Raw genomic sequence first — 26,595 nt, 5'->3', positions numbered from 1 at the left:
CTGTTCGTCTAATGTAGGAAAGGGTTGTGCACCTCCACGCCGGTTTCGGAGAAATCTTTGACATTGCGCGTGACGACAACAAGCTTGTGGACCAGCGCGGTTGCCGCGATGAGCTTATCGATCGGATTCTGCGTGTGGGGTACACGCATGTGCGCCCACACTTCGCTGACCGCCATGTCGATCGGCAGAATGCGGTCGACGAATTCGCCCCGCATCACCTGAATCCAGTTTTCGATGAGTCCGGCCTGGCTAAAGTCGTTGCGATGACGAAGTAATAAGGCACCTCGACGCAACTCCCCCAACGAAATGACGGAAAGGTATCGTCGCATCGACAAGCGTCCGGCCTGACGATAAAACCGTTCAACACCAGCATCGCCGCCACCGCCCTTCCTAAGCTCGCTTATGACATTTGTATCGAACAGAAACATGCGCGCTCCTTTTCGCCTCGACCTAGCATCAGTTAACACGCTCGAAATCACTATCGAGCCCTACGTTAGGGAAACGCGTTAGCGCATCGTAAAAGTCGACGAACCCCGGCTCTCGCGCAAAGTAGTTCAATACCCGCAACACCTCCTGCTCAGGCGTAATGTTGGTGTTTTTCGCCCGCAGTTGAAGCGACTGCATCAATTGCTCATCAATTCCTTCAATCACCATCGTGTGCATACGGCACCTCCTTCAGTCCATAACCAAAAATCTCCATCCAAATCAAACATTCGGATGACGAGATAAATGCTAGCACCGGAGGACTTTCGAAAACCGGTCAGCGCGCCGACTGGCACACCTTTCAGAAGGATCACAAGGCAATAAAAAAATCCCGCCGAAGTTTCCCTCGGCGGGATCGTGCTGCGGACGTGTGTGTGCCGTAACGTTAGAAACGCGACGGCATCACCGCGTCGACAACATCACGACTTCAACCGGCGCTCGATGTCGGCCTTCGTATCGAGCAGCGCTTGCGGCAGATGATGCTTGAGCGTGTCGAACAGTTCTGCGTGCAGCTTGAGTTCTTCATGCCACGCGGCAGGGTCCATCGACGTGACGTCATCGAACTGCGCCGGCGTGAACGACAGACCGTCCCAGTTGATATCTTCGTAGCGCGGCGTGATGCCGAAGGCGTTCTCCGTGCCTTGCGCCGTGCTGTCGATACGACCCAACATCCATGCCAGCACGCGCATGTTCTCGCCGAAGCCCGGCCATACGAACTTGCCGTCCGCACCCTTGCGGAACCAGTTCACGCAGTAGATCTTCGGCAGCGTGGCGCCCGTCTTGTCGAGATGCGCGCCCGTGTCGAGCCAATGCTGGAAGTAGTCGGCCATGTTGTAGCCGCAGAACGGCAGCATCGCGAACGGATCGCGACGCACCACGCCTTGCTGGCCGGCTGCGGCAGCGGTCGTCTCCGAGCCCATCGTCGCGGCCATGTACACGCCCTCGGTCCAGTCGCGCGCTTCGGTAACCAGCGGCACCGTGGTCGAGCGACGTCCACCGAAGATGAACGCATCGATCGCCACACCGGCCGGGTTCTCCCAATCGGCATCGATCGACGGGCACTGCGACGCCGGTGCCGTGAAGCGCGAGTTCGGATGCGCCGCCTTGCGACCGGTTTCCTTCGCACTCTCGGGCGTCCAGTCCTTGCCCTGCCAGTCGATCAGGTGCGCCGGCGGCGTGTCGGTCAAACCTTCCCACCACACATCGCCGTCGTCGGTGAGCGCGACGTTGGTGAAGATCACGTTCTCGCCCAGCGTCGCAAGTGCGTTCGGGTTCGTCTTCTCGCTCGTGCCCGGCGCTACACCGAAGAAGCCCGCTTCCGGGTTGATGGCGTACAGACGGCCGTCCTTACCCGGTTTGATCCATGCGATGTCGTCGCCGATGGTCTCGACCTTCCAGCCGTCGAAGCCCTTCGGCGGAATCAGCATGGCGAAGTTGGTCTTGCCGCAGGCTGACGGAAACGCTGCCGCGACGTGATACTTCTTGCCCTGCGGCGACGTCACGCCCAGGATCAGCATGTGTTCGGCCAGCCAGCCTTCGTCGCGCCCCATCGTCGAGGCGATGCGCAGCGCGAAGCACTTCTTGCCCAACAGTGCGTTGCCGCCGTAGCCCGAGCCATAGCTCCAGATCTCGCGTGTCTCCGGGAAGTGAACGATGTACTTCGTGCTGTTGCACGGCCACGCCACGTCTTTCGCGCCAGCGGCGAGCGGTGCACCGACGGTATGCACGCACGGCACGAACTCGCCGTCGTCGCCGAGCACGTCGTACACGGCGCGCCCCATGCGCGTCATGATGCGCATGTTCACCGCGACGTACGGCGTGTCGGACAATTCCACGCCGATGTGTGCGATCGGAGAGCCGAGCGGGCCCATCGAGAACGGCACGACATACATCGTGCGACCCTGCATGCAGCCCTGGAACAGGCCGTCGAGCGTGGTGCGCATCTCGGCCGGATCGATCCAGTGATTGGTCGGGCCGGCGTCTTCACGCTTCTCGCTACAGATGAACGTGCGATCTTCCACGCGCGCGACATCCGACGGATCGGACAGCGCGAGGAACGAATTGGGGCGCTTGGCGGGATTGAGCCGCTGCATTGTCCCGGCGGCAACCATCTGCTCGCACAAACGGTCGTACTCCTCTTGCGAGCCGTCGCACCAGACGACGCGCTCGGGTTGCGTGATCGCCGCGATATGCGAGACCCAGTCGATCAGCTTGCGGTGACGCACCCAGCCGGGCAAATCACGAGTAGCAACATTGGACGAGGAAGAGGCGTTGAGCGCGTTAGCGCTCACACTGGCTTGCGTCATGGGGGTTGTCTCCATGCAGAGTCGGGGAAATCGAAGCAGACGTTGAAGTACCGGCGGGTGCGAGCACCGGTCGTCCTTATATAAGAGCACCGTGCAGGCGCCCTGCGTGACCGGGCGGTCCATCCGGCTGGGGATACCGGAAGAACGTCACAGTTGGCGTCTCACTCACCCGATCCGACTCGCATTTGCGGGGTGGGTTCGATTTTTTGCCATCGTGTTTAGGCGGTTTCGCCATGGTTGCCAGGACACCTGCCATACTATGCAAAACGAGGCGTCAGCATACCACCGCAAAAATTGCGCCGGTGCTGCGTCGCAACAAGGCGGCGAAGGGGTTGCAACGCCTCGCGCCGCCCACGTCCAGAACAAGCATGCCCGCCCGTCGGGGTGGGCTCCGACAATTGTTCCGTCTGCGCAGAATGCCGCCGTTCTGCGCCGATCCGATTACGCTTTGCCATGAAAATTGCCATTCTCGACGACTATCAGGACGCCGTTCGCAAGCTCGATTCTTTCTCCCTTCTGGCCGGTCATGACGTCAAGGTCTTCAACAACACGGTAAAAGGCGTCGGGCAGCTCGCAGCCCGGGTCGGCGAAGCCGAGGTACTCGTTCTGATTCGCGAGCGCACCGCCATCACCGCGCAACTCATCGACAAGCTGCCGCGCCTGCGTGTCATCAGCCAGACCGGGCGCGCCGGCAATCACATCGACATCGACGCCTGTACCGCACGTGGCGTGGCCGTCCTCGAAGGCGTCGGCTCCCCCATCGCACCGGCCGAACTCACCTGGGCGCTGATCATGGCCGCCCAACGCCGGATTCCCCAGTACGTCTCCAGCCTCAAGCACGGCGCATGGCAGCAATCGGGCCTGAAGTCGTCGAGCATGCCGCCGAATTTCGGGATGGGGCAGGTGCTGCGGGGTCAGACGCTCGGTTTGTGGGGTTACGGCAAGATCGGCCGCCTCGTTGCCGGTTACGGCAAGGCATTCGGGATGGAAGTGATGGTGTGGGGCCGCGAAGGGTCACGCGAAGCGGCGGCCGCCGACGGTCTGCGCGTCGCGAACAGCAAGGAAGAACTCTTCACGCAAAGCGATGTACTTTCGGTTCACCTGCGTCTGAACGACGAGACGCGTCACGTCGTGAAACTGGAAGACCTCTTGCAGATGAAGCCCACGGCGTTGTTCGTCAACACGAGCCGCGCCGAATTGGTGGAAGAGAACGCCCTCATCACCGCGCTGAACCGCGCACGCCCCGGCATGGCCGCCATCGACGTCTTCGAGAGCGAGCCGATTCTGCAAGGCAATCCGCTGCTGCGTCTGGAGAACTGTGTGTGCACGCCGCACATCGGCTACGTCGAGCGCGAGAGCTACGAGCTGTACTTCCGAGTCGCCTTCGAGAACATCGTCAACTTCCTGAACGGCGATCGTTCGCACGTTGCGAATCCAGCCGCTCTGCTCGGCTTCGGACGTTAAGCCTGCGCGACATCATTGCAGCGCCAACGCGAAGTCGGCGCGGTCACACGGCTACAAGCGCTCGCAATCACATCGACGCCAGATGCCGCAGGAAAGTCTCACCGTCCTTGCGGCCCAGCGCGAATGCCGGCGCCATGTTCTCGGGGCGCGTGTAATCCCAGCTTGAAATCGGTACCGGCTCGGACGGCTGCACATACAGCCGGTCCTGCCCGCCGTGATGCTGCGTGAAGATCTGCGGACGCGGATAGCGCCGCGTCACCATCACCAGCACTTGTCCGGGCGTCGCATCGAGCGCATCGACCGGGACGTTATCGACCATACCCCCATCGAGCACCGCCCGGCCGCCACGTCGCAGAATCGGCGTGAACGGCGGCGTGCACGACGATTGCAACATCAGATCCGCCAATTCCTCCGTGGTGCGGCAGTCCTGCGCACGCACGAACTCCGGACGGAAACCGAGGCTGCGGGCGAGCGTCGGATGCAGCGTACGCCGCCAGTGCTTGTCGATGTTGTACGCCACGAGTCCGGCCGCCGTCGCACTGCGCGGTCCCAGCCATCGAGGGATGTGCGACACGCCCACGCGAATCTCCGGCCCGGCAGCGAGCTTGTCGAGCTGACCGTCGTAGATGTCGAGCAATGCCTGACGGTAGATGCGGTAATGCGGGAACACCCGCTCGCGTCGCAGCAGGTTGCCCCAGTAAGCGTTCTTGCGATTCCCCGCGAGCGCCTGCCGGTAGTAATCCATCACCCAGTCCGACGCCCGCATCTGCAGCATGCACGCCGTGGCTGCACCCGCAGAAATACCGGTGATGACACGCGGACGCAGCGGCACCTCGCGCGAGACGCGCTCCCAGAATCCGGCCTGCCACCAGCAGCGGTTGCCGCCGCCGGCAAAGACGATCTGATCGAACATCGGGGTCTCCTCTGAGGCGACGTTGCAACGCCGCCATCCATGCGTCACAGCAGCGCGTAAGTGGTCGTTGCGTGCACGGCCATCTTGCCGGACGCGTCGAAAATCTCGATCTCGCCGAACACCAGATTCTTGCCGCGACGCAGAATCCGCGCGATCACGCGCAGATCGCCGTCGGTGACGGGACGCATGAATTGCGTGTTGAGCGTGACCGTCGTCATCGGCTGGAAACCACCTAGCGCGGCGGACAACGCCACGACCATCGCAGTGTCGGCCACCGCCATGAACACCTGTCCGCAGATCACGCCGCCACCGTGCTTGAACGCGGCATCGAACGGCAACCGTAGCTCGCTTTCGTCGGGGCCGACGGCTTCGATTTGCAGATTCAGTTGCCGCACCCACGGCGAGACGAGTTCTTCGAGCATCTTTTGCGCTTGCACCAGCTCCATCCTGTCCATCCTCCGTCGTCATGCTTGTTTTCGTGACGCCGATGATAGCCCCAAAACAAGCGTGCCACCCGGTAAGGGGTGGCACATAGAGTACAGACTCAAGACCGCTCGAATCCCATCAGGACGACTGAATGACGCCCCGATGCAAGGCGCTTAGCCATTCGTCTTGTCCTGACGAATACGCTGGCTCTGATGGTTCTCGCGGTGTTGAACGCCGGACTGCTCGCCTGCGCTCACGTGACCGTTCTTGGCGGCGTGCGCTTCGGCGGCATCGACATGCGCCTGCCCTTTCTCGAGACTGCCGACCTGCTTGTTGTTTAACGTTCCGGCCGCTTGCCCCTGCGCGATGCGCTTCTCCTGATTGACGTTACGTTGCACGTCCGACTGCAAACGCTCGGACGACTTCGACGTCGGGTTCGCCACCCGGTCGTTGTGCTTGAGCTGACCGATCTTCGCGCTTTCCTTGTTCTGCGCGTTGGCGATGCGTGCCTTCTGCGCGGCAGTGTCACCGGTGTGATCGGCGTGGGCCTGCATCTTGTCGATCTTCGCTTCGCCCTTCTCCAGGCTCGACGCTTCCTTGGTCGTCAGTTGACCGCTCTTCAGGCCGTTCTCGATGCGCTGCTGCTGATTGATGTCGCGCGCCGTTTCGGTCGCGGTGCCCTGGGCGAACGCCTGCGAGGCGAACAAGCCACCGAAAGCCACGGTCACAGCGCTCAGAATCAGAGTTTTACGGACGTTCATGATGGAATCCTTATGCCTTAGGGCGTTTTGCTTCGTCGGAGACTCGACGGGGGGATCGCACCTGCCGGCGGAATTGCCGGCGATTTGCTGCGTCCTTGTCCGTAATAACGAAGCCCGAAGGCCGCCCGCCGACAGCCGTCGTGTAACGCGGCAGTCCGAAAAGTAACGGCGTGTAATCGCGGTGACGGGGTCGTCTTTCGCTATGTCCATGAAATCGTTGGGACACCCGCAGACAGCGCCGTAACGTTTTGATACAGTGGTGCCCATTTGGCCGGCACGCCCCACCTGTTCCGACGTTTCAGACATCGAAGGGGGCGCGCCACTCCGTTACCTGTCAGCCCCCTTACGCGAACAAGCGAGTCAAGAAGGAGCCTTCACCATGCAGAGCACCAGAGACGATCTCGGCAAACTGATCTTGCGCCTCACCCTCGGCATCCTGTTGTTGTTTCACGGCGTCAGCAAAGTCATCAACGGTGTCGGCTTTATCGAGGGCATGATCACGTCGCACGGTCTGCCGGCGTTTCTCGCCTATGGCGCATATCTGGGTGAAGTGCTCGCCCCGGTCCTGCTGATTCTCGGCGTGCTCACCCGTCTGGGCGGTCTGCTTGTCGTGGGCAACATGCTCGTCGCCTTCTCGCTGGTGCACCTGAGCCAACTGGGCGATCTGTCGAAGACCGGCGGCTGGGCGCTGGAGCTGCAAGGCTTCTATCTGTTCATGGGCCTGTGCGTGATCCTCTTCGGCGCTGGCCGTTACAGCGTGTCGGGCGGTCGCGGCGCCTGGGACTGATCGGGAAGGGACCGAAAGGCGCCAAACGATACGAAAGCGCGCCCCTTAGGGAACCGGACGACGCGCGGGATGTCGCGCGTTTCGTCAGCACGGCCCGCCATTGCCAGACCCGGCAATGGCGGGCCGAGTCGTTTCGGAATGTTGCAAACGCGGGCGCTGGTAACGCTGAGTAATACAGCCGTTGCACTTTGCAACTTGTTAGGTTCACTGATGACTTACTCTGAAACTGCCAATTCCGGCAGTATCAAAAGGAGTCAACACCATGCGCAAACTGAAGATCGCCGCCGCGTCGGCCATCGTTGCCGCCACCGCGATGTTCGGCGTCGCCCATGCCGCGGACACCCCTGCGCCGGCCACCGGACCGCACGCCGCCATGCATCACATGCGCGGCGACCACGGCCCCTGGGGGCTGGGTAACATCAGCAAGCTGCACGACCAACTGAAGCTCAACGCGCAACAGGAACAGGCCTGGCAGCAAGCTGTGACCACGTCGAAGCAGAATCGCGACGCCATGCGCAAGAACGGCGAGCAATTCCGTCAGATGATCGGTCAGGCGAAGGATCAGCAGGTACTCGATCTGGCCGGCATGCGTGCCGCCCGCGAAAAGGTGTTCGATCAGAACCGCCAGCTTCGCAGCCAGACCGAAGATGCGTGGCTGAACGTGTATAACGGCCTGAATAACGACCAGAAGGTGCTTGTGAGCAATGCCATCAAGGCACGCTGGGCGAAGATGAAGGCCTGGCATGACAAGGCGATGCAGCATCGCGGCCAGATGCACAAGGGCGCCCCGGCTCCCGCACCGACGCCGGCACCTGCCGGTCAGGCACAATAAGCGCGAGGCCAGCGCCGCCGGGCGCGAACGCCCGGCATGTTGTGAAACGCCCGGTCCCTTCAAGAGGGATCGGGCGTTTTTTGCTCAGCGTACGCTCAGGTCTCGCTCCAGACCCGCAGCAGGTTGTGATAACAGCCCACGAGCGTGCGACGCGCTGTCTCGTCCGCCTGCGTCGTGTTCAGACGCTGAATGGCGTTATCCATATCGAAGAGCAACGTGCGCTGCGTGTCGTCGCGCACGAGACTCTGTACCCAGAAGAAGCACCCCACGCGCACACCACGGGTAATCGGATTGACGCGATGCAGACTGGTGGCCGGGTACAGCACCATGTCCCCTGCCGCGAGCTTCACCTGATGCGCACCGTACTGATCTTCGATGACGAGTTCACCGCCGTCGTATTCGTCCGGCGACGCGAGAAACAGCGTGGCGGAAATATCGGTGCGAATGCGCATGCCGCTGCCCGGCTGTAGACGAATCGCGCCGTCCACGTGGTTGCCGAAATGCATGCCTTCGCCGTAGCGGTTGAACATCGGCGCGTAGACCTTGTTCGGCAGCGCGGCGCTGATGAACAAGGGATTGCGCTCCAGTGCGGCGAGAATCATGTCGCCAAGTTCGTGCGCGACGGGCGAGCGTTCGTCGATCTGCTGGTTCTGTTTGACGGGCGCGCCCTGATAACCCGCCGTGGCGAGGCCATCGACCCAGGCGTCGCCCGCGTTGTCGAGCTTGGTACGGACCCAACGCACCTGATCGTCGGAGAGGACATTCGGTATTCGGAGCTGCATCGGCGGCGTCCTTCGAAGAAAGCACAAGGCGCGACGCCGGCGACTGATGCCGGCTCGCGCCTCGTATTGTGCGTCATTTTGTGGAGCGCGGGACGGCGTGACGACCAGCGCGCAGCCTCCCCGCTCAGCCCTCCCGGGCAACGATCAGAGGCCTCGGAAGCCTCAGAAGCGGTAAGTCCCCGTGAGCAGCGCCGTGCGACCGATCCCCGGCGTCGCGCGACCGCCGTCCGACTGAATCAGCCCGTCCCAATACGTCTTGTTGAACACGTTGAGCAGGTTGAAGCGAATGTCGTACTTCGGCTGATGGTAGGCCACGGTGGCATCCCAACGCGTGTAGCCGCCCACACGAATCAGGTTGGTGTTCGCCGCGTAGCGCATCGACATGTAGTTCATGCCGCCGCCCACTTCCCAGTGGCCGAGCGTGTAAGTCGACCACAGCGTGAGCGAGTGACGCGGCGTATTCGCCAGCACGTTGCCCTGCGTGCCGTCGTTGGCCTGCACGACCTGCGAGTTCAGGAACATGTAGCCGCCCATCACTTGCCAGTTCGACGTGATGTGCCCCGTCGCGCTTACTTCCGCGCCGCGAATGCGCACCTTGCCCGCGTTGGTGTACTCGCCCGACGTACCGGTCTGCGTGCGTGCGTTGTTCTTCGTGACCTGGAACAGCGCCGTGCTGATCGAGAGGTTGTCGTCGAACAGATTCCACTTGCTGCCGACTTCGAACGACTCGTTCGTCTCCGGCGGCAACGCCTGCGTGTTGTTGGTGACGGTCAGCGTCTCAAGCGCCGGATTGAACGACGTGCCGTACGAGAAGTAATACGACTGCGCTTCGCTCGGCTGATAGATCACCCCCGTGCGCACGCTCGTGTAATTGACGGTCTGCGTCGCATAGCCCGGCGCGCTGATCGTGTTCGAGAGCTGCGCCTTGTAGCGATCCCAGCGAAGACCGCCGATGATCTTCCATTGCTTGTTCAGCTCGATGGTGTCGTTCGCGTAGAACGCCACCGTCTCTGCCGAGCCTTGCGCAAGGTTACCGGTCGACGTCGTGACGTTCGGCAGGCTGGCGAGGTACGCCGTGCTGTTTGCCGGAACCCATCCAAGGAAGCCCGACGCCTGCCCCGCGCCCGTGCGCAGATACGTCTGATTCTCGTACGTGTCGCGGCCCAGTTCCGCACCGGCGATCAGGGTGTGTTTGATCGATCCCGTGTTGAACTTCTTCACCACGTCGGTCTGGTTGAACAGCGCCGTATCCGTGATCTGACGATCGTGGCTTTGCAACTGCACGGAGAGCTGATCGAGCGAGTACGACGGCAGTCCCGGCGTCGGCCCGGTCGGCAGCGTGGTAAAGCCCCCCTTGCCGTTGGAGATACCGACCGCGTGTGGCGACGTCTCGATCGCATCGATCGAATAACGGCTGTAGTTCGTCTGGTTCGTGATCTTCAGGCTGTCGTCGACCTTGTGCTCGATCTTGGCCGTGACGCTCACCACGTCCTGCACGGTGCGGTCGGTGGTCAGCCCGTAGAACTGATTCTTCGAGATGGGCAGCGGGTTGCCGTTGAAGCCGACGGTGCCGTAATCCGCCATGTCACGGTTGTGCTGGACCAGCGCGGAGAGCGTGATTTCCGTGGGCGTGCCGATACCGAGCTTGAGCGTCGGTGCGACACCCCAGTCCTGGTTGTACAGCACGTCGCGCGTGGTGTGGATGTCCTGACCGAAGCCGTTGATGCGGAAGGCGGCCGTGTCCGAGAGCGGACGATTGAAGTCGAACGAGCCGCGATACCGGTCGTTCGTCCCGATCGTGCCCGACACTTCGTTCAGCGGCTTGAGGTTCGCCTGCTTGCTCACCTGATTGATGACACCCCCGGTCGACCCACGCCCGAAGAGCATCGACGACGGGCCTTCGAGCACTTCGATGGCATCCAGATCGAACGTGTCGCGATAGTACTGGCCACGGTCGCGGAAGCCGTCGAGATAGATGTCCGTACGCGCATTGAAGCCACGCAGGTTGATGTTGTTGCCGATCTGTCCGCCCTCGGCACCGCCGAGCGTAATCGCGGGGGAGTTGCGCAACGCATCGGCGAACGACGTCGCACCCTGCGCCTGCATCACCGCCTTGTCGATGACCGTGACCGTTTGCGGAATGTCGCGAATCGCGGTGGGCACTTTGCCGCCGGCTGTCGACATATCACGCATGTACTCGTCGCGAATCGACGTGCCGGAGACATCCGTCTGCGGCAGCGCCGCCGCCGGTGAGGAGGCAGCAGGTGCGGGTGCCGGCGTGGCCTGATTGGTGACGGGCGCGTTCGGTGCGGTGCTTTGCGCCATCGCATTCGGGGCGTAGGTGACAGCGAGCGGCGTGGCGAAGATCGCCATCATTGCCAGGGCCAGCGGCTTGCGTTGCATCATGGTGGTTGAAAGTACGACGGAACGAGTGAGTACGAATGCGTACAAATGCGTGCTCGACGGCACGACGTCACAGGAGTGATCTGGGGCGCGAATATAAATAGGAATGATTTTCATTACAAGACACGCACGCTGCGGTAACTCACTGAAATCACTCGATTTTTTGTAATACGTCGTAACACATTCGCACCAGTTCGGTGCGCACTTGCGGTAAGGCAATGAAAGCATTCAGATTGCTTCGTCGACCTGTAATCGCTATTGATGATCTCGCGCACCCGAAACACAGGGTTTTCACTAAGGGCGAAGACGCAACGAAAGCGGAACTTCCACGCAATTTGCGCACTTGACGGGCATTGCGGCGGTTTTGGCTGTCGATATCGCCGTGTTCCAGGGCGTTTTCGGGCGCGGACGGATGGCGGGCACATCGGCCGCTATCGATATGACAACGACAACGCTAAGCAAAGCCGAATCGCTTATTGGCGTGTGCGCGATCCATTGCGTTACAAGTGGCGACGGCGCAGCGCGCCGCATGTTGCGCTATCGCGCTGTCCCGTCGTTCACATTCATGTGCACGTTCACGGCGCTCCCGCTCACCGCTCTCACCTAGCATCGCTCATGACTCGCCAGCCCGATTCCGCTCGCCTTGCCCTCGACAACACCGGCAACACCGACGACACCTCTCTTTCGTCGCCGCCGCCTGCACGCCGGCGCTTCCTTCAGCGCGCGGGCACCGCGATGCTCGCGGGCGGCGCGCTCAATGCGCTGGGCATCGCGGGCGCGGCCGGTGTGCTGACGCATAGCGGCACTGTGCGCGCGGCCAACGCCCCGCTCACCCTGCGCATCGGGTATCAGAAGTCGTCGACGCTCATCGTGCTCGCCAAGGCGCGCGGCACGCTGGCGCGGGCACTGGCCCCACACAACGTCACGCTGACGTGGCACGAATTCACGAGCGGATTGCCGCTGCTCGAAGCGCTCAACGTGGGCAGCATCGACTTTTCGGCGGACGTCGCAGACACGGTGCCGGTATTTGCCCAGGCGGCCGGCGCACGCATCGCTTATGTCGCGCGCGAGACCCCGTCGCCGGACGCCGAAGCGATTCTCGTGCCACAGAACTCCCCCATCAAAACGCTCTCGGATCTCAAGGGAAAGCGCATCGCCGTGACGAAGGGCGCGGGCGTGCACTATCTGCTCATCGCAGCATTGCAAAGCGTTGGTCTGCGAATCAACGACGTGCAGCCCGCCTATCTCACCCCGGCCGACGGCCGTGCGGCATTCGCCAGCGGCAACGTCGACGCCTGGGTGACGTGGGATCCGTTCCTCGCGAGCGTCGAGCGTCAGGACAAGGTGCGCACCCTGACCACCGCACGCGGACTGGCGGGCTATCAGCGCTACTACCTCGCCACGCCCGCCTTCGCGCGCGATCACGACGCTGTGCTGCGCGACGTCTATCGCACGTTGCGCGAGACAGGTCAGTGGGTACGCACCAACCCGCATGAGGCGGCAGCGCAGCTGTCGCCGGTATGGGGCCTTGACGTCGCCACCGTGGAGGCCGCCAACAAGCGCCGCAGCTACGACGTGCAGCCGGTCGTACGCGAGGCCGTCGCCGAGCAACAGCGTATTGCCGACGTCTTCACGCAGGCAGGACTGTTGCCCAAGCGCATCGACGCCGCCGATGCCACCATCTGGCAAGCCCCCGCCTGAGGGTCGCGGCCCCACGCACATCCCCATGGCGCGCGCATGACACCCCGGGTATTCATTACCGATTCTTTAAGGTATTTCCGACGGAATTAAGACACCTGTTTATACTTCGGTATGTAATACCTAAAGCATTCGGCCGGAGCCCCCCCGGAACGGCCTTGGCGTCTCGTTGGCATGCCGACGGGATGACATCATGAAATTCGCAATACCGGCGCATGCCCCCGCGGCCCCGCCGGTTTTGCTTATTTGCCGTCCAAGGACAATGCAAGCCAACAGATCGCTCTACCTGCTCGGACCGATGCGGGTCGAACAAGGCAAACAGGCCTGCGCCGTGAAATACACGAAAGCGCGCGGCCTGCTCGCCTATCTCGCCCTGCAACCGGGCTATCACACACGCGGCGCGCTGGCCGATCTCTTCTGGCCCGACGAAGACGGCCAGGGCGGTCGCGACAAGCTCAAGCGCATGCTGTTCCATCTGCGCGACACGCTCGGCGACGAACTCTTCGAATCCGACCGTCAGGTCGTGCGTCTGCGCCCCGAAACGGGTCTGTGGATCGACGCGCATGTCTTCGCGAGCATGATCGAGCAGGCGAACCGCACGCTCGATGCCGTCACCGGCCTCGATCTCGCGGCGCACCTGCAGCATCTGGCGGACGCCGTCGCGCTGTATCAGGGGCCGTTCCTCCACGGCCTCTCGGTGCGCGACACGCCCGATCTCGAACAGTGGATCGAACTCCAGCGCGACGAGTACCAGCGCCGCCGTGTCTTCGGCGAACGTCTGCTGGCGGACGGTTACGCGCGTCTGGGCGACCTCGATCAGGCGCTGGCACACGCGCGTCAGCTCGTGGCGCTGGCCCCCTTCGACGAAACCGGCTGGCATTGCCTGATCGCACTGCTGCTGCGCGCCGGTCGTCGCGACGACGCCGAAACCGAATACCGTCGTCTGTGCGACATCCTTCATGAAGAACTCGGTGAGTTGCCCGGCGACGCGCTGACGCAACTGCTGGAGACGCCGCCCGCGCGCATGGAACAACGCGCCACCGGCCCCGAGCGTCGTCAGATCACGGTCGTGGCCATCGAACTCGCGCCGAGCGGCGTAGACGATCCCGACCAGCTCGTCGCGATGATGCGCCCGCCCCTCGTGCAGTGCGAAACGATCCTGCGCCAGTCGTGGGGCTACACGTTGCGCACCCCGACCGGTGGCCTGCTCGGCTACTTCGGCTACCCGACGGCACTCGAAGGTGCGGGACGTCATGCCGTCGAAGCCGCCATGCGTTGCGTGCAGGCAAGCACCGTACGCGTCGGCATCGGCGTAGGCGTTCACACCGGTCTCGTGATCAGCTCGGCGGCCGACGACAGTCCCGACACGGGTGGTCGCGTCTCGCGCTCGGCCACGCAGCTCGCCGACATGGCGCTGCCCGGCGAAGTCGTGATCTGCGACGCCACGCAGCGCCTCATCGGCGTTGCCATCGCCACGACGGCACACGGCAGCGTGCGCGAGCGTCATGGCAATCGCGAGATCCCGGTCTTTCGCGTCAATCCCGATCCCACGCCCGAGCGTCGTTCGCGTCGCCGCGCCGCGACGCTCTTCGGCCGCGACGCCGCGCTCGCCGAACTCGCTGCCGCGCATGCGGCCATGCGCGACGCCAGCACCGGCCACGGCGTGCTGGCGCTGGTCATCGGCGAAGCCGGCATCGGCAAGACAGCGCTCGTGCGTCACTTCGTCGAGAACGGTGGTCTGCGCTCCATCGATCTCGCCTGCGCGCAGGACGGTGCAGGCACCCCGTTCCATCCGATCGCGCGCTGGCTGCGCGCTCAGTCGACGGTAGAAGCTTCACAGCTGCCGCAACCCGCGCTGCTCGCCCTGCGACGTCTGCGCGCGCTGTTCGACATGCATGCCGACGGCAACGTGCCGCATGCGTGGAAGCAGGCCGTACTCAACGAAGCGCCCACACTGCTCGCCGCCCTGTTGCCGGACGGCGGCGTCATCACGCTCGACGATGCGCACTGGGCCGATCCGTCCACGCAGGAGTTGCTCGCCGCGATGGCGGAGAATGCGCCGGGCGGACGGTTGCTGATCGTCGGCGCGCGCCCCGAATTCGAGCTGCCGTGGCGGCATACCGTCGGGCTTCGCCGCATCGACCTCGCACCGCTCGACGCAGGGGCCGCAGCCTCCATCGTGCGGGCCGCCACGCCGCGCGTCGCCCTGCCCGCCGCCATGCGCGAGCGCATCGTGCATCTGGCCGAAGGCGTGCCGCTGTTCCTTCAGGAGCTGGCACGTGCGACGGCCGCGCAGCAAGGCGGACGCAACGCCGCGAACACCATGCCCATGCCCGCGAGCCTTCAGGAGCTGATGATGGCGCGCATTGACGCTGCGGGCAGCGCCAAGCCGGTGGCGCACTTCGCGTCGTGCCTCGGGCATGAGTTCCACGCGGAATTGCTGGCCGCCGCGAGCGGCCGTTCGATGGCGCTCGTCGAGCGCGCACTGGACACGCTCGTCGCTTGCGCCCTCGTGCAGCGTCAGGATCTCGGACGCTACGTCTTCCGTCACGCACTGCTGCATAAAGCCGCGTACGACGCACAACCACAAGAGCGTCGGCAAGACGCGCACCGCCGCATCGCGCTGGCGATGCGCGATCACGAATCCGTCAAGACCGAACCCGAAGTGCTGGCGTGGCACTTCCGTCAGGCCGACGAACCCGACGCCGCCATCGAGCACTACCGCCTCGCCGGCGAGTACGCGACCGGCCGTCAGGCCTTCCGTGAGGCGTGTGCGCACTATCAAAGCGCACTCGACGTGCTGCGCAAGACGGGCACCAGCGCGCAGACCGCGCCGCGCGAACTGCAACTGCGCATGGCGATGGGCGTGCCGCTTGTCTCGCTGCACGGTTATGGCTCGGAGCCCGCGCGTCACAACTTCGAGACGGCACTGGCGCTGGCTCAACCGATGGGCGACGACGTCACGCTGTTCCCCGTGTACTGGGGACTGTGGCTCGGCTCCAGTTCGTGGAGCGACTTCGAGCGCAGCACCGAACTGGCGCGCAAGCTCATCCTCATTGCCGAACAAGCCGGTGCCTCGCCACTTCTCGCCCACGCGTACTACGCGCTGGGCAACAGCCTGTGCTGCCACGGCGACTTCGGTGGGGCCATCACGGCACTGGAGACCGGCCTGGCGCACTACCGACCCGAACAGGCCGACACCGGCCTCGGCGAGGACGCGCGCATCACGGGCCTGTCGTTCCTCTCGTGGGCCTACTGGTTCACAGGACGTCACGACGCGTCGCTCGCCGCGAGCGAAGAAGCGCTGGCGATGGGACGTCAGCAGGGTCGCCGTTACTCGTTCGCCTTCGCGCTGGTGTTCGCGGCGATGCTGCGCCGCCTGCGCCGCGAAGTCGCGCCCGCCGAAGCACTGGCGAGCGAGGCGACCGAAGTGGCGTCCGAGACCGGCGTTGCCCTCTGGGCGCTCGCCGGGCAGACGATTCGCGGCTGGGCGCTTGCGTCGCGCGGCGATGTGAACGGTCTGGAGCGCATTACCGACAGCGTCGGCCGTCTCAGTGAAATCATGGGCGGTGTCGAGGGGATGTTCTTCGGCCTGCTCGTCGAAGCGTGCGCAGGCACCGGTGACATCGCACTCGGCTTGCACGCGGCGGAGCGCGGTGCGCACTTGTCGGCGCGTCGCAGCGACGGGCATTGGCAAGCGGAATTCCTGCGTCAGAAGGGGGACTTCCTGCGTGCCGGACATCACGCCGACGAAGCCATCCGTCCGTGGCTCGAACACGCGCTGCAAATCGCCCGGGCACAAGCATCGCCCATGCTGACGCTGCGCGCCGCGCACAGTCTGTTGCGTCTGGGCGGCGGCGACGCTCCGGACTCGCTGAGCGACGCCGAATGCATGAGCGTGCTGCGCGATGCACTCGACGCCCTGCAAGGCGGCGAAACACTGGCGGACGTGCAGGAAGCGCGTGCCACGCTGGCGGAGGTGGCCGCACGTCACGCCGGCAAAAACGCCGGAGCGGCGCGCGCTGCCCGCTACGGCAGTTGACGCTTGCGGGCTTCGCTGTGCGTCACCGGACGTGAAGCCCATCGGCAGCGGCGAGCATATGCGGGGGGCGGCTTATGCCCCGCTTTTCCCCGTGAATAGCCGCTATCAGCCACTTCGTATGTCTGCGCCGGGGCCGGCCGCTATATTGAGGCGACCGGCTCCCCCAAGCCCGACACACCGAATCCAACATGCCCATCGATCCCTTGCGCGCGAACCCCGGCGCTGCGCCGGACGCACGCCTCGCCAGCACCGGCACACCGCTCACGCTCGTCAGCCCTGCACCGGCCAGCGTCTCCCCGATATCTGCGTCACCGACCGCGACGGCCTTGCACACGTCGCGCGAAGTCGTCGTCTCCGGCACTGTCAAACGCCGTCACTCCTTCGATCTGTGCGCGCTCATGCGCCTGCCCACGCAGTTGACCGGGCCGCTCGACGTCGTCTGTCTGTCGGGACGAAAGGTGCGTAGCGCGAGCGAGTACAAGGGTGTGCGACTCACGGCGCTGCTCGACGTCGCGCAGTGGCGTCTGCCGCAGGCGCGCGACTTCACGCGAGCCTATGTGCTCGCACAGGGCGCGGACGGCTACACCGTCATGTTCTCGTGGCATGAGCTGTACAACACGTCGATCGGCGTCGGCGCACTGGTTGTTTATGAGCGCGACGGTCAGCCGCTTGGCGACGACGAGGGGGGCATCGGCCTAATTTCGACCGGTGACCTGCGTGTCGCGCTGCGTCAGGTGCGTGCACTCAAGCGCCTCACCGTCCACCTGGCAGAACCGTCGGCCCTCTGAGGGCAATCGCCACGCGCGAGCGCCCGGCGTGGCGGCGGTGCTCACGTGGGTCTTCGCGCTGCACCGCCGACGGTTTCAGTTTGACGAGGTGCGTCGCGAAGCGCGCGCTTTGGGCGACATGGTGGCCTTCGCGGCGGATTTCGCCGCTACCTTCTTCGCCACCACCGCCTTCGTCGCTACCTTTTTCGTCGCGACCTTCTTCACTGCGGCCTTCTTCACCGCGCCCCCGCCCTCGCCCGTCGCCTTACGCGTCGCGCGCTTCGGTGCCGGTGCAGCGTCCGTCATCGCGCTCTTCTCCGTCTTCGCCACAGGCTTACGACGCGACACCGGTGCAGCGTTCGCACCCAACTGCGAACGCACACGCTGCTGCATGTCCGCGATATCCGAGTCGAGAATCAGACGGCCGCGCAGCTTCCCGTTCATCCGCTTGATATAGGTGCGCGCTTCCTGCATGTGGAAATGCATGAGTTCGCGCACGCGCTCGGCATCGCCTGCACGTGCCGCGTCCGTAATCTCGCGATGAATGTTGACGTTGGCCGTGCCGAACTTCTCGTGCTCACGACGCGGCGTTTCGTTACCGAACACGATCAGCTGACGAATCATCTCGTTGACGAGTTCGCACGTAAATCGCAGGAAACTGTTGGGATTGGCGGCCGCGAGAATGTCGTGAAAATCGACATCGGCCTGACGCTGACGCAGCAACTCGTGACGGTCATGCGACGCCGGACTGCAACACGACATGTTGTTCTCGAGCGCCGCGAAATCGGCTTCGGTCAGATGCGGCACCGCACCGGCGGCGAGTTCGGGTTCGAGCAACTGACGCACCGTATAGATGTCGTCGATACTCACTTCCTTGAAGAAGAGATAGTTCTGCATCAGTTGGAACGTGCGCTCCAGCGGCACTTCCACGACCATGCCGCCGCCTGACGGCCCGGTGCTCACCTTGATGAGTCCCTGCACTTCGAGCGACTTGAGCGCTTCGCGAATCGTGCTCTTCGACACGCCGAACATCTGCTGCAATTCGACTTCGCGCGGCAGACGATCGCCGGGCAACAGATTGCCTTCCGTGATCAGACGCTTGATGGCTTCGGCGACCAGATCGCCCCGCTTTTGCTGTTTGATTTCCAACGGCTCTCGCACCGTTTGTGCATCCAATGCCATGTAGCGCCTCAGGAGTCTGTTCGCACTTGAAACATGCGTCACCGCAGCGGTGAACGCACGTCGTGTCTTGCTTTCCGGGTTGTCCCGGATCGGAATTTTTTCCGATTGACACGGAAAATCATTATACCTACGATCAAATCCATCCTATTTATCATAATAAATATGACGGATAGGGAAAAAGGCGTTTGACCCCATGAACGATTGCTCCCCGAATGGAGACCAAATTGAATCGTCGTGAACTGTTGAAGCTCGCCGCCGCGGCGTCTCTGCCCGGCTCTCTATTCACCGCTCGCGACGTGTTCGCGCAAAGCACCGGGGCCATTCAGCTGGCCTGTCCGGTGCCCATGTCGGGGCCGTTCGCCGCCAACGGCAAGTTCGCCGATCTGGGCATGAAGCTCATCGTCGAGCAGTACGGCAAAGTGCTCGGCCGTCCGCTCGCTTACACCACGCTCGATACCGAAGGTAAACCCGCAACGGCGATTCGTCGCGTGCAGGAAATCGCGCAGCAAAAGGGCGCTCGCTTCTTCGCTGGCGGCATTCTCTCGTCGGAAGCGCTCGCCATGGGCAAGGAAGCCGAGAAGGCCGGCGGCATCTTCATCACCACGGCCGGGGCCGACGAGATCACCGGCAAGGACTGCAACAACGCCACGTTCCGCTGGTCCGTGCCGACCTTTGGTGCGATCGAGCAGACGGTGCGTCCGCTCATCGAATCGATGCCGAAGGCCAAGCGCTGGTACACGATCACGCCGCAATACGTGTTCGGCGAAGGGTTGCTCACGGCCGCGAAGAACATCTTCAAGGAGAAGGGCATCGAGCACGTGGGCAACAGCTATCACTCGCTCACGGAAAAGGAGTTCTCGGGCTATCTGACGAACGCCGCCGCTGCGAAGCCCGACGTGCTGCTGATCCTGAACTTCGGCTCGCAGTCGTCCGACACGCTGCGTCAGGCCGTGAGCTTCGGCATGAAGAAGAACTGCACGATCCTGATGGCATGGGCCTCGGGTCTGGAGCAGTTCGAGACGCTCGGCGCGGATCTGTGCGACGGTGTGTACTTCGGCGCGCAGTACTGGCACGCCGTGGCGTCGCCGCTGAACCTCGATCTGGTCAAGCGCACGCAGGATCGCTTCAAGCAGAACCCGAACTACAGCCTTGCCGGGTCGTACATCTGCACCAAGCTCATGCTCGACGGCATGGTCAAAGCAGGCAGCGCCGATCCGAAGGCGGTCATCGCGGCGATGGAAGGCCTGAAGTACGACGGTCTCACCGGACCGGAGGAGATCCGAAAGGGCGACCACCAGGTGCTCAAGAACTACTACCTGCTCAAGGGCAAGGCGAAGTCGAAGATGAAGAACGCCGACGACTACGCCGACATCGTGAGTGCAGGGAAGTCGTTCCTGCCGCTCGACAAGACCGAGTGCAAGATGGCCTGACGCCGTCCCACGGCGTCGCACGCAGTCTGAAATCTGTCGCTCGCGGGGACGCACGTCGTCCCCGCATGTGTCGTCTGTGCTGCGCAACTCGCACGGCACAAGGTGTTCCACGTCTGCTCCAAAGCTCTTCGGGACGCGCATGAACGTCTACTTGCTCCAAGTCATCAACGGCGTCGGGATCGGGATGTTGTACTTCCTGCTCGCCGTCGGCCTATCGATCATCTTCGGCCTGCTGCGCTTCGTGAACTTCGCGCACGGTGCCTTCTATCTCCTCGGCGCTTACTTTTGCTATCAGGCATTGCAATGGGGCATGTCGTTCTGGCTCGCCCTCATCGTGTGTCCCATCGTCGTGGGTGCGCTCGCCTGGATCGCCGAGAAAGTGCTGCTCTCGCACATCTACGAGAAAGCGCACGAATTCCACATCCTCGTGACGGTCGGTCTCGCACTCGTCGTGCAGGAGGCCGTCATCATCATTTGGGGACCGCTGGGCGATAACGTCGCCGTGCCCGAAGTGCTCGACGGTGTGGTGATGTGGGGCAGCTTCATCTATCCGAAGTACCGCCTCTTCCTCATCGGCTTCACCGCTGTGTTCGCCGCTGTGCTCTGGTGGTTGCTCGAAGGCACGCGCCTCGGCAGCGCGGTGCGCGCGGGCAGCGAGTCGTCGGAGATGGTCTCGTTACTCGGCATCAACGTGTTCCGCGTGTTCAGCCTGGCGTTCGCGCTCGGTGCAGGCACCGCGGCACTCGCCGGCGTGTTGGCTGCACCGGTGCGCGGCGTCGAGCCGTTCATGGGCATCGAAGCGCTGGGCATCGCGTTCGTGGTGGTGGTCATCGGCGGCATGGGCAGCTTCGCCGGGGCGCTGGTGGGCGGTCTCGTGATCGGCATCGTGCAGAGTCTGATGAGCACGATCTGGCCGGAAGGCGCGCGTCTCATGATCTACGTGGCGATGGCAGCGGTGCTGCTCATGCGTCCGCACGGCCTGCTCGGGAGGGGATGATGCTCGTACGTTACCGTTTTTGGCTGCTCGCGGCGGCCGTCACGTTGATCCTGCCGGTCACGCTCTCGTCGGGCACACTGGCCACCGAAGTGCTGATCTACGCGCTCGCTGTGCTCGGTTGCAACCTGCTACTGGGCTACACCGGTCTGCTGTCGTTCGGTCAGGGCATCTTCTTCGGGCTGGGCAGCTACACGCTGGGCATCATGCTTACGCGCTGGTCGTTGCCGATGCCGGTGGCCATCGTCGCCTCGATCGTGCTGGGCGCGGCGATTGCGGCCCTCGTCGGCAGCTTCGCCATCCGGCAGAAGGGCACTTACTTCGTGATGCTCACGCTCGCCTGTGCGCAGATGTTCTACTTCTTCGCCTATACCGCCACGGACTGGACCGGCGGCGACAACGGCCTGCTCGACATTCCGCGCAAGTCGCTCGCCATCGGCGGCAAGACGCTGATTCCGCTGGAGACGCCCTGGCAGTACTACACCTTCGTTGCGGTCATCTTCCTGATCGTCTTCGCCTGGTTGCTGCGCGTGGCCGACTCGGTGTTCGGCCGCACGCTGCTGGCCATTCGCGATAACGAAACGCGCGCGGCGGCCATCGGCTATCACGTGAAGACGTTCAAGCTCGTGGCGTTCGCGATCTCGGGCGCTGTCACGGCGCTGGCCGGTGCGCTGCACGCGCTGATGACGGGCATCGCGCCGCTGTCCAACATCGAGTACCACACGAGCGAGATGATTCTCGTGATGACGGTGATCGGCGGTACGGGCAATCTCTTCGCGTCGGTGCTGGGCGCGGCGTTCTACGTGCTGGCAGCCGACTGGTTGTCGACACTGTGGCCGCGCTGGCTGCTGCTGCTCGGCCTGCTGCTCATCGCCGTGAGCCTGTTCATGCATCGCGGCTTGTGGGGTGTGGGCGAATCGCTGTGGTACCGCATCACGGGCCGCCGCAATGCGCCGAACGGCAAACTGGATACACAGAGTACGCAGGGAGACCCGACATGAGTGACGCTCTCATCGAAGCCTCGGGCATCGTCAAACGTTACGGCAAGTTCACCGCCCTGCACGGGGTCGATCTGCGCGTCGCGCCGCGCACGGTGCACTCCGTGATCGGTCCGAACGGCGCAGGCAAGACGACCCTGTTCCACATGCTCACCGGCACCGTGCCGGTCTCGGGTGGGCGAATCATGTTCGACGGTCACGACGTCACGACCGAAGCCGATTACCGTCGTGTACAGCGCGGCATTGCGCGCTCCTTTCAGGTGACGGCGCTGTTCCAGAACCTGTCGGTGCGCGAGAACCTGCGTCTGGCCGCGCTGGGCGTGACGCCGCGTCAGGCGCTGTCGTCCTGGCGCAAGGCGGACGGTGCGCGCGCCTGTACAGCTGTGGTGGACGACGTGCTCACGCGACTCGCGCTCACGCGTCACGCCGACACGGCGGCGGGCTTGCTCTCGCACGGGCAGCAGCGACGTCTCGAAGTCGGCATGGCGCTCGCCGCGCGTCCCAAGGCCATCTTTCTGGACGAACCGACGTCCGGAATGGGCATCGACGACCTCGACGACATGAAGCAACTCATTCGCGGCCTGCGTGACGACCACACCGTCGTGCTGATCGAGCACAACATGAACATCGTGATGGACATCTCCGACACGATCACCGTCATGCAGCAAGGGCGCGTGCTCGTCGAAGGCAAGCCGGATGCGATTCGTGCCGACGACCGCGTGCGCGCCGCCTATCTCGGCAACATGATCACGGGAGGCCGCGCATGATTCTCGACGTCGCAGGCGTTCACAGCTATTACGGAAAGAGCCACATCCTGCAAGGCGTGTCGTTCCAGATCGGTGATGGCGAACTCGTCACGCTGCTGGGTCGTAACGGCGCGGGTAAGTCGACGACGCTCAAGACCGTTGCCGGTGTGGTCACGCCCAAGGCGGGCAGCATCACCTTCATGGGCAAGCCGGTTGCGGGGCAGCCCGCGCATCGCATTGCCGCGCGTGGGGTGTGCTTCGTGCCCGAGCATCGGGGCATCTTCAAACTGCTCACCGTCGAAGAGAATCTGAAGCTCGGCGCGCGACGCGATTCGCCGTGGCAACTCGCCGACATCTACCGCATCTTTCCGCGCTTGCAGGAGCGTCGCAAGAACGGCGGCGCGCAACTCTCGGGCGGCGAACAGCAGATGCTCGCCATCGGGCGGGCGCTGATGAATCATCCGCGTCTGCTTATGCTCGACGAGCCGGTCGAAGGCCTCGCGCCGGTGATCGTCGAAGAGATCGTGGCGCAGTTGAAGCTCATCAAGCAGGCGGGCGTAGCCATCCTGCTCGTCGAACAGAATCTGGAAGTTTGCACGCAGCTCGCCGACCGGCATTACATCGTCGAGCAGGGCGTGATCGTGTATGGCGCGGACAACGCGGCGTTTCTCGCCGACGAGGTCGTCAAGGACCGCTATCTCGGCGTCGGCGTGGCGTAGGCCACCTGCTTATCGTCGACGCGCAACTCTCAAGGACAGGAAAACATGGAACGTCTCGATCAACCGGCTGCCGCAGTGCGCATTGACGGTGCGCGTCTGTGGGACAGTCTCATGAAACTCGCGCAGATCGGCGCGACCGAGAAGGGCGGCGTCTGCCGCCTCGCGCTCACGGACCTCGACCGTCAGGGTCGCGATCTGTTCGTGGCGTGGGCGAAGGAGATCGGCTGCACGGTGCGCATCGACGCCATCGGCAACATCTTCGCGCGCCGCGCCGGACGTAACGACGCGCTGCCGCCCGTCATGACCGGCAGCCACATCGACACGCAGCCGACCGGCGGCAAGTTCGACGGCAATTACGGCGTGCTGGCCGGCCTCGAAGTGCTGCGCACGCTCAACGACAATCACATCGTGACGGAAGCGCCGCTCGAAGTCGCCGTCTGGACCAATGAGGAAGGCTCGCGCTTCGTGCCGGTGATGATGGGCTCAGGCGTCTATGCGGGCGCGTTCACGCTCGAACACGCACTGACGCAGAAGGATCGCGACGGCATCAGTGTCGCCGAAGCGCTGGGCGGGATCGGGTATGCGGGCAAGACGTCCGCCGTTGGGAAGACGGGCGATGTCGGCGCGTATTTCGAAGCGCACATCGAACAGGGACCGGTCCTCGAAGCGCATGAGAAGACCATCGGCGTAGTGCAGGGCGCGCTCGGTCAGCGCTGGTACGACGTCACCATCACCGGCATGGAAGCGCACGCGGGCCCCACGCCGATGGAACTGCGTCGCGACGCACTGCTGGCCGCCGCACAACTAATTCAGGCCGTGAACCGCATTGCCTGCGAACACGCGCCGCACGCGCGTGGCACCGTGGGCTGGGTCGACAACTATCCGAACTCGCGCAATGTCATTCCGGGGCGCGTGAAGCTCTCCGTCGACCTGCGCGCGGCGGACGACGCCACGCTCGACGCGCTCAACGCCAAGCTGCGCGCGGAGTGCACGGCATTGAGCACAAAGGGTATCGACGTCGCCATCGAGCAGGTGGTGTACTTCCCGCCGCAGCCGTTCGCGCCGGAACTGGTCGACGCCATTCGCACCGGCGCACAGACGCTCGGCTACTCGTCGATGGACGCCATCAGCGGCGCAGGGCACGACGCGGTGTATCTCGCGCGCGTCGCGCCCACGGCCATGATCTTCGTACCGTGCAAGGACGGCATCAGCCACAACGAGATCGAAGACGCCGATCCGGCGCACCTCGAAGCGGGATGTAACGTGTTGTTGCAAGCGATGCTGCAACGCGCCGGAGGTGCCGCATGAAAGTCATGATCGCGCGGATGAATCACGAGACGAACACGTTCTCGCCGGTGCCGACGCCGCTCGAAGCCTTCGGTAATGAAGGGCCGACGTTCGATGCCGACGCCTACCGCGACAACAAGGGCATGCGCACGGCGATGTCTGCGTTCATCGATCTGGCGGAAGCGGCGGGGGCGCAAATGGTCACGCCGGTTTCTGCGAGCGCGAACCCGAGCGGTCCGGTGGCGGCGAGCGCGTACGACGAGCTGTGTCGTCGCATCGTTGCCGCGGCTACCGGCGTCGACGCGATTCTGCTCGATCTGCATGGCGCGATGGTTGCGGAGAACAGCGACGACGGCGAAGGCGATCTGCTCGCCCGCGTGCGCGCCGCAGCGCCCGACACACCGATTGCCGTCGCGCTCGATCTGCATGCGAACGTCACGCCGAAGATCGTGGCGAACGCCGACATCGTCGTCGGCTTCAAGACGTATCCGCACGTCGACATGTACGAGACGGGCGAGCATGCCGGGCGCTTGCTGTTCGAGATGCTGGCAGGCAAGCGTCGCCCGAAGGTTGTGTGGCAACAGCCGCCCCTGATGGTGCACTCGCTGCGCAGCACGAGCCATGGCGGCGCGATGAAGCGTGCGCTGGACGCCGCGCGACGCGCCGAAGCCGAGGAGGGCATCCCGGCGGTGTCGGTATTCTCGGGCTTTTCGCTCGCGGACATTCCTGCGCCGTGCATCAGCGTGGTGGTGACGGCGGATGAAAGCGAGGACGGTGTGGCACGCGCGCAGGCCGTGGCCGATCGCATCGCCGCGCAAGCGTGGGACGAGCGCGACGGCTTCGTCTATCGCAGCGCGCCGCTCGCGGAATCGATTGCCGAGGCGAAGCAACTGGCGCAAGGCGCTGACAAGCCGGTGCTGCTGCTCGACCATAGCGACAACTGCATGTCGGGTGGCACATGCGACACGATGGACGTGCTCGAAGCCGCGCTCGCGGGCGGCCTGACGGGCATCGGCGTCGGCCCGCTGTGCGACCCCGAGGCCGTGGCGACGCTGATCGCCGCAGGCGAGGGCGCAGAGGTCACGCTGGCGTTGGGCAACAAGCGTCCGCTAACGCAGTTGGGCATCACCAAGACGCCGCCGGTACTCACCGGCATCGTACGCAAGATCAGCGACGGTGAGTATGTCGTGACGGGGCCGACGTACACGGGTCAGCGGTGCTACATGGGACGCACGGTGCTGTTCGACATCGGCGCGGCCCGCATCGTGGTGACGGAGCGCACGCATGAACCGTGGGATCACGGTGTCTTCACCTGTGTAGGGCTGGACCCGCGCAGCGAACGCTTCCTGCTGCTGAAGTCGCGCATGTACTGCCGGCCGGTCTTCGTGCCGATCTCGGCCGGTCTGGTCGAATGCGACAGCAACGGGGTTACCAGCTCCAACTACGCGCTGTTTCCGTTCTCGCGGGTGAATCGTCCGGTGTATCCGCTGGACCGGGAAGTGACGTTCGACGTGTGAGCGGCAACAAAAAAGGCGACGCGGAATCCCGTCGTCGCCTTTCTCGCATTTCACGTCG

At 63.8% G+C, this 26,595-nt stretch carries 21 protein-coding genes and 1 pseudogene; 13 read left to right on the top strand and 9 right to left on the bottom strand.

Annotated features, from left to right (window positions below):
* Positions 1–8 precede the first annotated feature (8 nt).
* From PAQ31011_RS06490 to PAQ31011_RS06480, 3 genes are all read right to left on the bottom strand, one after another.
* Positions 9–428 carry a type II toxin-antitoxin system VapC family toxin gene (locus PAQ31011_RS06490; RefSeq protein WP_150575077.1) on the bottom strand — a complete coding sequence of 140 codons (420 nt, stop codon included), beginning with the start codon at positions 426–428 and terminating at the stop codon, positions 9–11.
* Between the two features lie 28 nt (positions 429–456).
* Positions 457–663, bottom strand: a complete 207-nt coding sequence (locus PAQ31011_RS06485; protein WP_150575076.1) for a hypothetical protein — start codon at positions 661–663, stop codon at positions 457–459.
* Positions 664–902: 239 nt separating this feature from the next.
* On the bottom strand, positions 903–2,789 hold the full coding sequence (locus tag PAQ31011_RS06480) for a phosphoenolpyruvate carboxykinase (GTP) (protein ID WP_246179414.1): 1,887 nt from the start codon (positions 2,787–2,789) through the stop codon (positions 903–905).
* Between the two features lie 453 nt (positions 2,790–3,242).
* Here PAQ31011_RS06480 and PAQ31011_RS06475 point away from each other — a divergent pair, with 453 nt between their 5' ends.
* Complete coding sequence (locus PAQ31011_RS06475; RefSeq protein WP_150575075.1) at positions 3,243–4,253, top strand: D-2-hydroxyacid dehydrogenase family protein; 1,011 nt, start codon at positions 3,243–3,245, stop codon at positions 4,251–4,253.
* A 67-nt stretch (positions 4,254–4,320) separates the two neighbouring features.
* Here PAQ31011_RS06475 and PAQ31011_RS06470 read toward each other — a convergent pair whose 3' ends face one another.
* The 3 genes from PAQ31011_RS06470 to PAQ31011_RS06460 all read right to left on the bottom strand — a co-directional run bounded on the left by PAQ31011_RS06470 (position 4,321) and on the right by PAQ31011_RS06460 (position 6,353).
* Positions 4,321–5,166 carry a patatin-like phospholipase family protein gene (locus PAQ31011_RS06470; RefSeq protein ID WP_150575074.1) on the bottom strand — a complete coding sequence of 282 codons (846 nt, stop codon included), beginning with the start codon at positions 5,164–5,166 and terminating at the stop codon, positions 4,321–4,323.
* 44 nt (positions 5,167–5,210) lie between these two features.
* Positions 5,211–5,612 carry a PaaI family thioesterase gene (locus tag PAQ31011_RS06465; RefSeq protein WP_039394559.1) on the bottom strand — a complete coding sequence of 134 codons (402 nt, stop codon included), beginning with the start codon at positions 5,610–5,612 and terminating at the stop codon, positions 5,211–5,213.
* A gap of 153 nt (positions 5,613–5,765) precedes the next feature.
* A complete protein-coding gene (locus PAQ31011_RS06460; protein WP_150575073.1) occupies positions 5,766–6,353 on the bottom strand; it encodes a hypothetical protein in 588 nt (195 codons plus the stop codon).
* Positions 6,354–6,732: 379 nt separating this feature from the next.
* Between PAQ31011_RS06460 and PAQ31011_RS06455 the strand changes: the two genes are divergently transcribed.
* Positions 6,733–7,140, top strand: a complete 408-nt coding sequence (locus tag PAQ31011_RS06455; RefSeq protein WP_150575072.1) for a DoxX family protein — start codon at positions 6,733–6,735, stop codon at positions 7,138–7,140.
* Positions 7,141–7,402: 262 nt separating this feature from the next.
* A complete protein-coding gene (locus tag PAQ31011_RS06450) occupies positions 7,403–7,972 on the top strand; it encodes a Spy/CpxP family protein refolding chaperone (protein WP_150575071.1) in 570 nt (189 codons plus the stop codon).
* A 95-nt stretch (positions 7,973–8,067) separates the two neighbouring features.
* Here the strand turns inward: PAQ31011_RS06450 and PAQ31011_RS06445 are convergent, their stop codons facing one another.
* Both PAQ31011_RS06445 and PAQ31011_RS06440 read right to left on the bottom strand, forming a co-directional pair.
* Complete coding sequence (locus PAQ31011_RS06445) at positions 8,068–8,754, bottom strand: Fe2+-dependent dioxygenase (RefSeq protein ID WP_150575070.1); 687 nt, start codon at positions 8,752–8,754, stop codon at positions 8,068–8,070.
* Positions 8,755–8,916: 162 nt separating this feature from the next.
* Positions 8,917–11,160: a TonB-dependent receptor gene (locus PAQ31011_RS06440; RefSeq protein ID WP_150575069.1), complete on the bottom strand. Its 2,244-nt coding sequence runs from the start codon at positions 11,158–11,160 to the stop codon at positions 8,917–8,919.
* Positions 11,161–11,892: 732 nt separating this feature from the next.
* Between PAQ31011_RS06440 and PAQ31011_RS06435 the strand changes: the two genes are divergently transcribed.
* From PAQ31011_RS06435 to PAQ31011_RS06425, 3 genes are all read left to right on the top strand, one after another.
* Positions 11,893–12,858, top strand: coding sequence for an aliphatic sulfonate ABC transporter substrate-binding protein (locus PAQ31011_RS06435; protein ID WP_150575775.1), 966 nt, complete (start codon positions 11,893–11,895; stop codon positions 12,856–12,858).
* Positions 12,859–13,117: 259 nt separating this feature from the next.
* Complete coding sequence (locus PAQ31011_RS06430; RefSeq protein ID WP_174989992.1) at positions 13,118–16,897, top strand: AfsR/SARP family transcriptional regulator; 3,780 nt, start codon at positions 13,118–13,120, stop codon at positions 16,895–16,897.
* Between the two features lie 188 nt (positions 16,898–17,085).
* Positions 17,086–17,685: a molybdopterin-dependent oxidoreductase gene (locus tag PAQ31011_RS06425; protein ID WP_150575067.1), complete on the top strand. Its 600-nt coding sequence runs from the start codon at positions 17,086–17,088 to the stop codon at positions 17,683–17,685.
* A 327-nt stretch (positions 17,686–18,012) separates the two neighbouring features.
* Here the strand turns inward: PAQ31011_RS06425 and PAQ31011_RS06420 are convergent.
* Positions 18,013–18,846: pseudogene (locus PAQ31011_RS06420) on the bottom strand (FadR/GntR family transcriptional regulator); the annotation flags it as partial.
* Between the two features lie 224 nt (positions 18,847–19,070).
* On the opposite strand from PAQ31011_RS06420, the gene PAQ31011_RS06415 reads away from it, so the two are divergent.
* The 7 genes from PAQ31011_RS06415 to PAQ31011_RS06385 all read left to right on the top strand — a co-directional run bounded on the left by PAQ31011_RS06415 (position 19,071) and on the right by PAQ31011_RS06385 (position 26,537).
* The gene (locus PAQ31011_RS06415) at positions 19,071–20,276 is read left to right on the top strand and encodes an ABC transporter substrate-binding protein (protein ID WP_150575065.1); all 1,206 of its coding nucleotides are present in this window, start codon (positions 19,071–19,073) and stop codon (positions 20,274–20,276) included.
* Positions 20,277–20,415: 139 nt separating this feature from the next.
* A complete protein-coding gene (locus PAQ31011_RS06410; protein WP_039394534.1) occupies positions 20,416–21,273 on the top strand; it encodes a branched-chain amino acid ABC transporter permease in 858 nt (285 codons plus the stop codon).
* Entirely contained in the window at positions 21,273–22,271 is a 999-nt protein-coding gene (locus PAQ31011_RS06405; RefSeq protein ID WP_174990075.1) for a branched-chain amino acid ABC transporter permease, read from the top strand. Before PAQ31011_RS06410 ends, PAQ31011_RS06405 begins: the two co-directional genes overlap by 1 nt.
* On the top strand, positions 22,268–23,035 hold the full coding sequence (locus tag PAQ31011_RS06400; RefSeq protein ID WP_150575064.1) for an ABC transporter ATP-binding protein: 768 nt from the start codon (positions 22,268–22,270) through the stop codon (positions 23,033–23,035). The genes PAQ31011_RS06405 and PAQ31011_RS06400 overlap by 4 nt, the downstream gene beginning before the upstream one ends.
* Positions 23,032–23,733, top strand: coding sequence for an ABC transporter ATP-binding protein (locus PAQ31011_RS06395; RefSeq protein ID WP_150575063.1), 702 nt, complete (start codon positions 23,032–23,034; stop codon positions 23,731–23,733). Before PAQ31011_RS06400 ends, PAQ31011_RS06395 begins: the two co-directional genes overlap by 4 nt.
* Before the next feature lie 45 nt (positions 23,734–23,778).
* Positions 23,779–25,041, top strand: coding sequence for a Zn-dependent hydrolase (locus PAQ31011_RS06390; protein ID WP_150575062.1), 1,263 nt, complete (start codon positions 23,779–23,781; stop codon positions 25,039–25,041).
* A complete protein-coding gene (locus PAQ31011_RS06385; protein WP_150575061.1) occupies positions 25,038–26,537 on the top strand; it encodes a M81 family metallopeptidase in 1,500 nt (499 codons plus the stop codon). The genes PAQ31011_RS06390 and PAQ31011_RS06385 overlap by 4 nt, the downstream gene beginning before the upstream one ends.
* Positions 26,538–26,595 lie beyond the last annotated feature (58 nt).

Origin of the sequence: Pandoraea aquatica (genome assembly GCF_902459565.1) — a bacterium.
GTDB lineage: Bacteria > Pseudomonadota > Gammaproteobacteria > Burkholderiales > Burkholderiaceae > Pandoraea > Pandoraea aquatica.
This window is presented reverse-complemented; position numbering and strand designations above follow the sequence as displayed.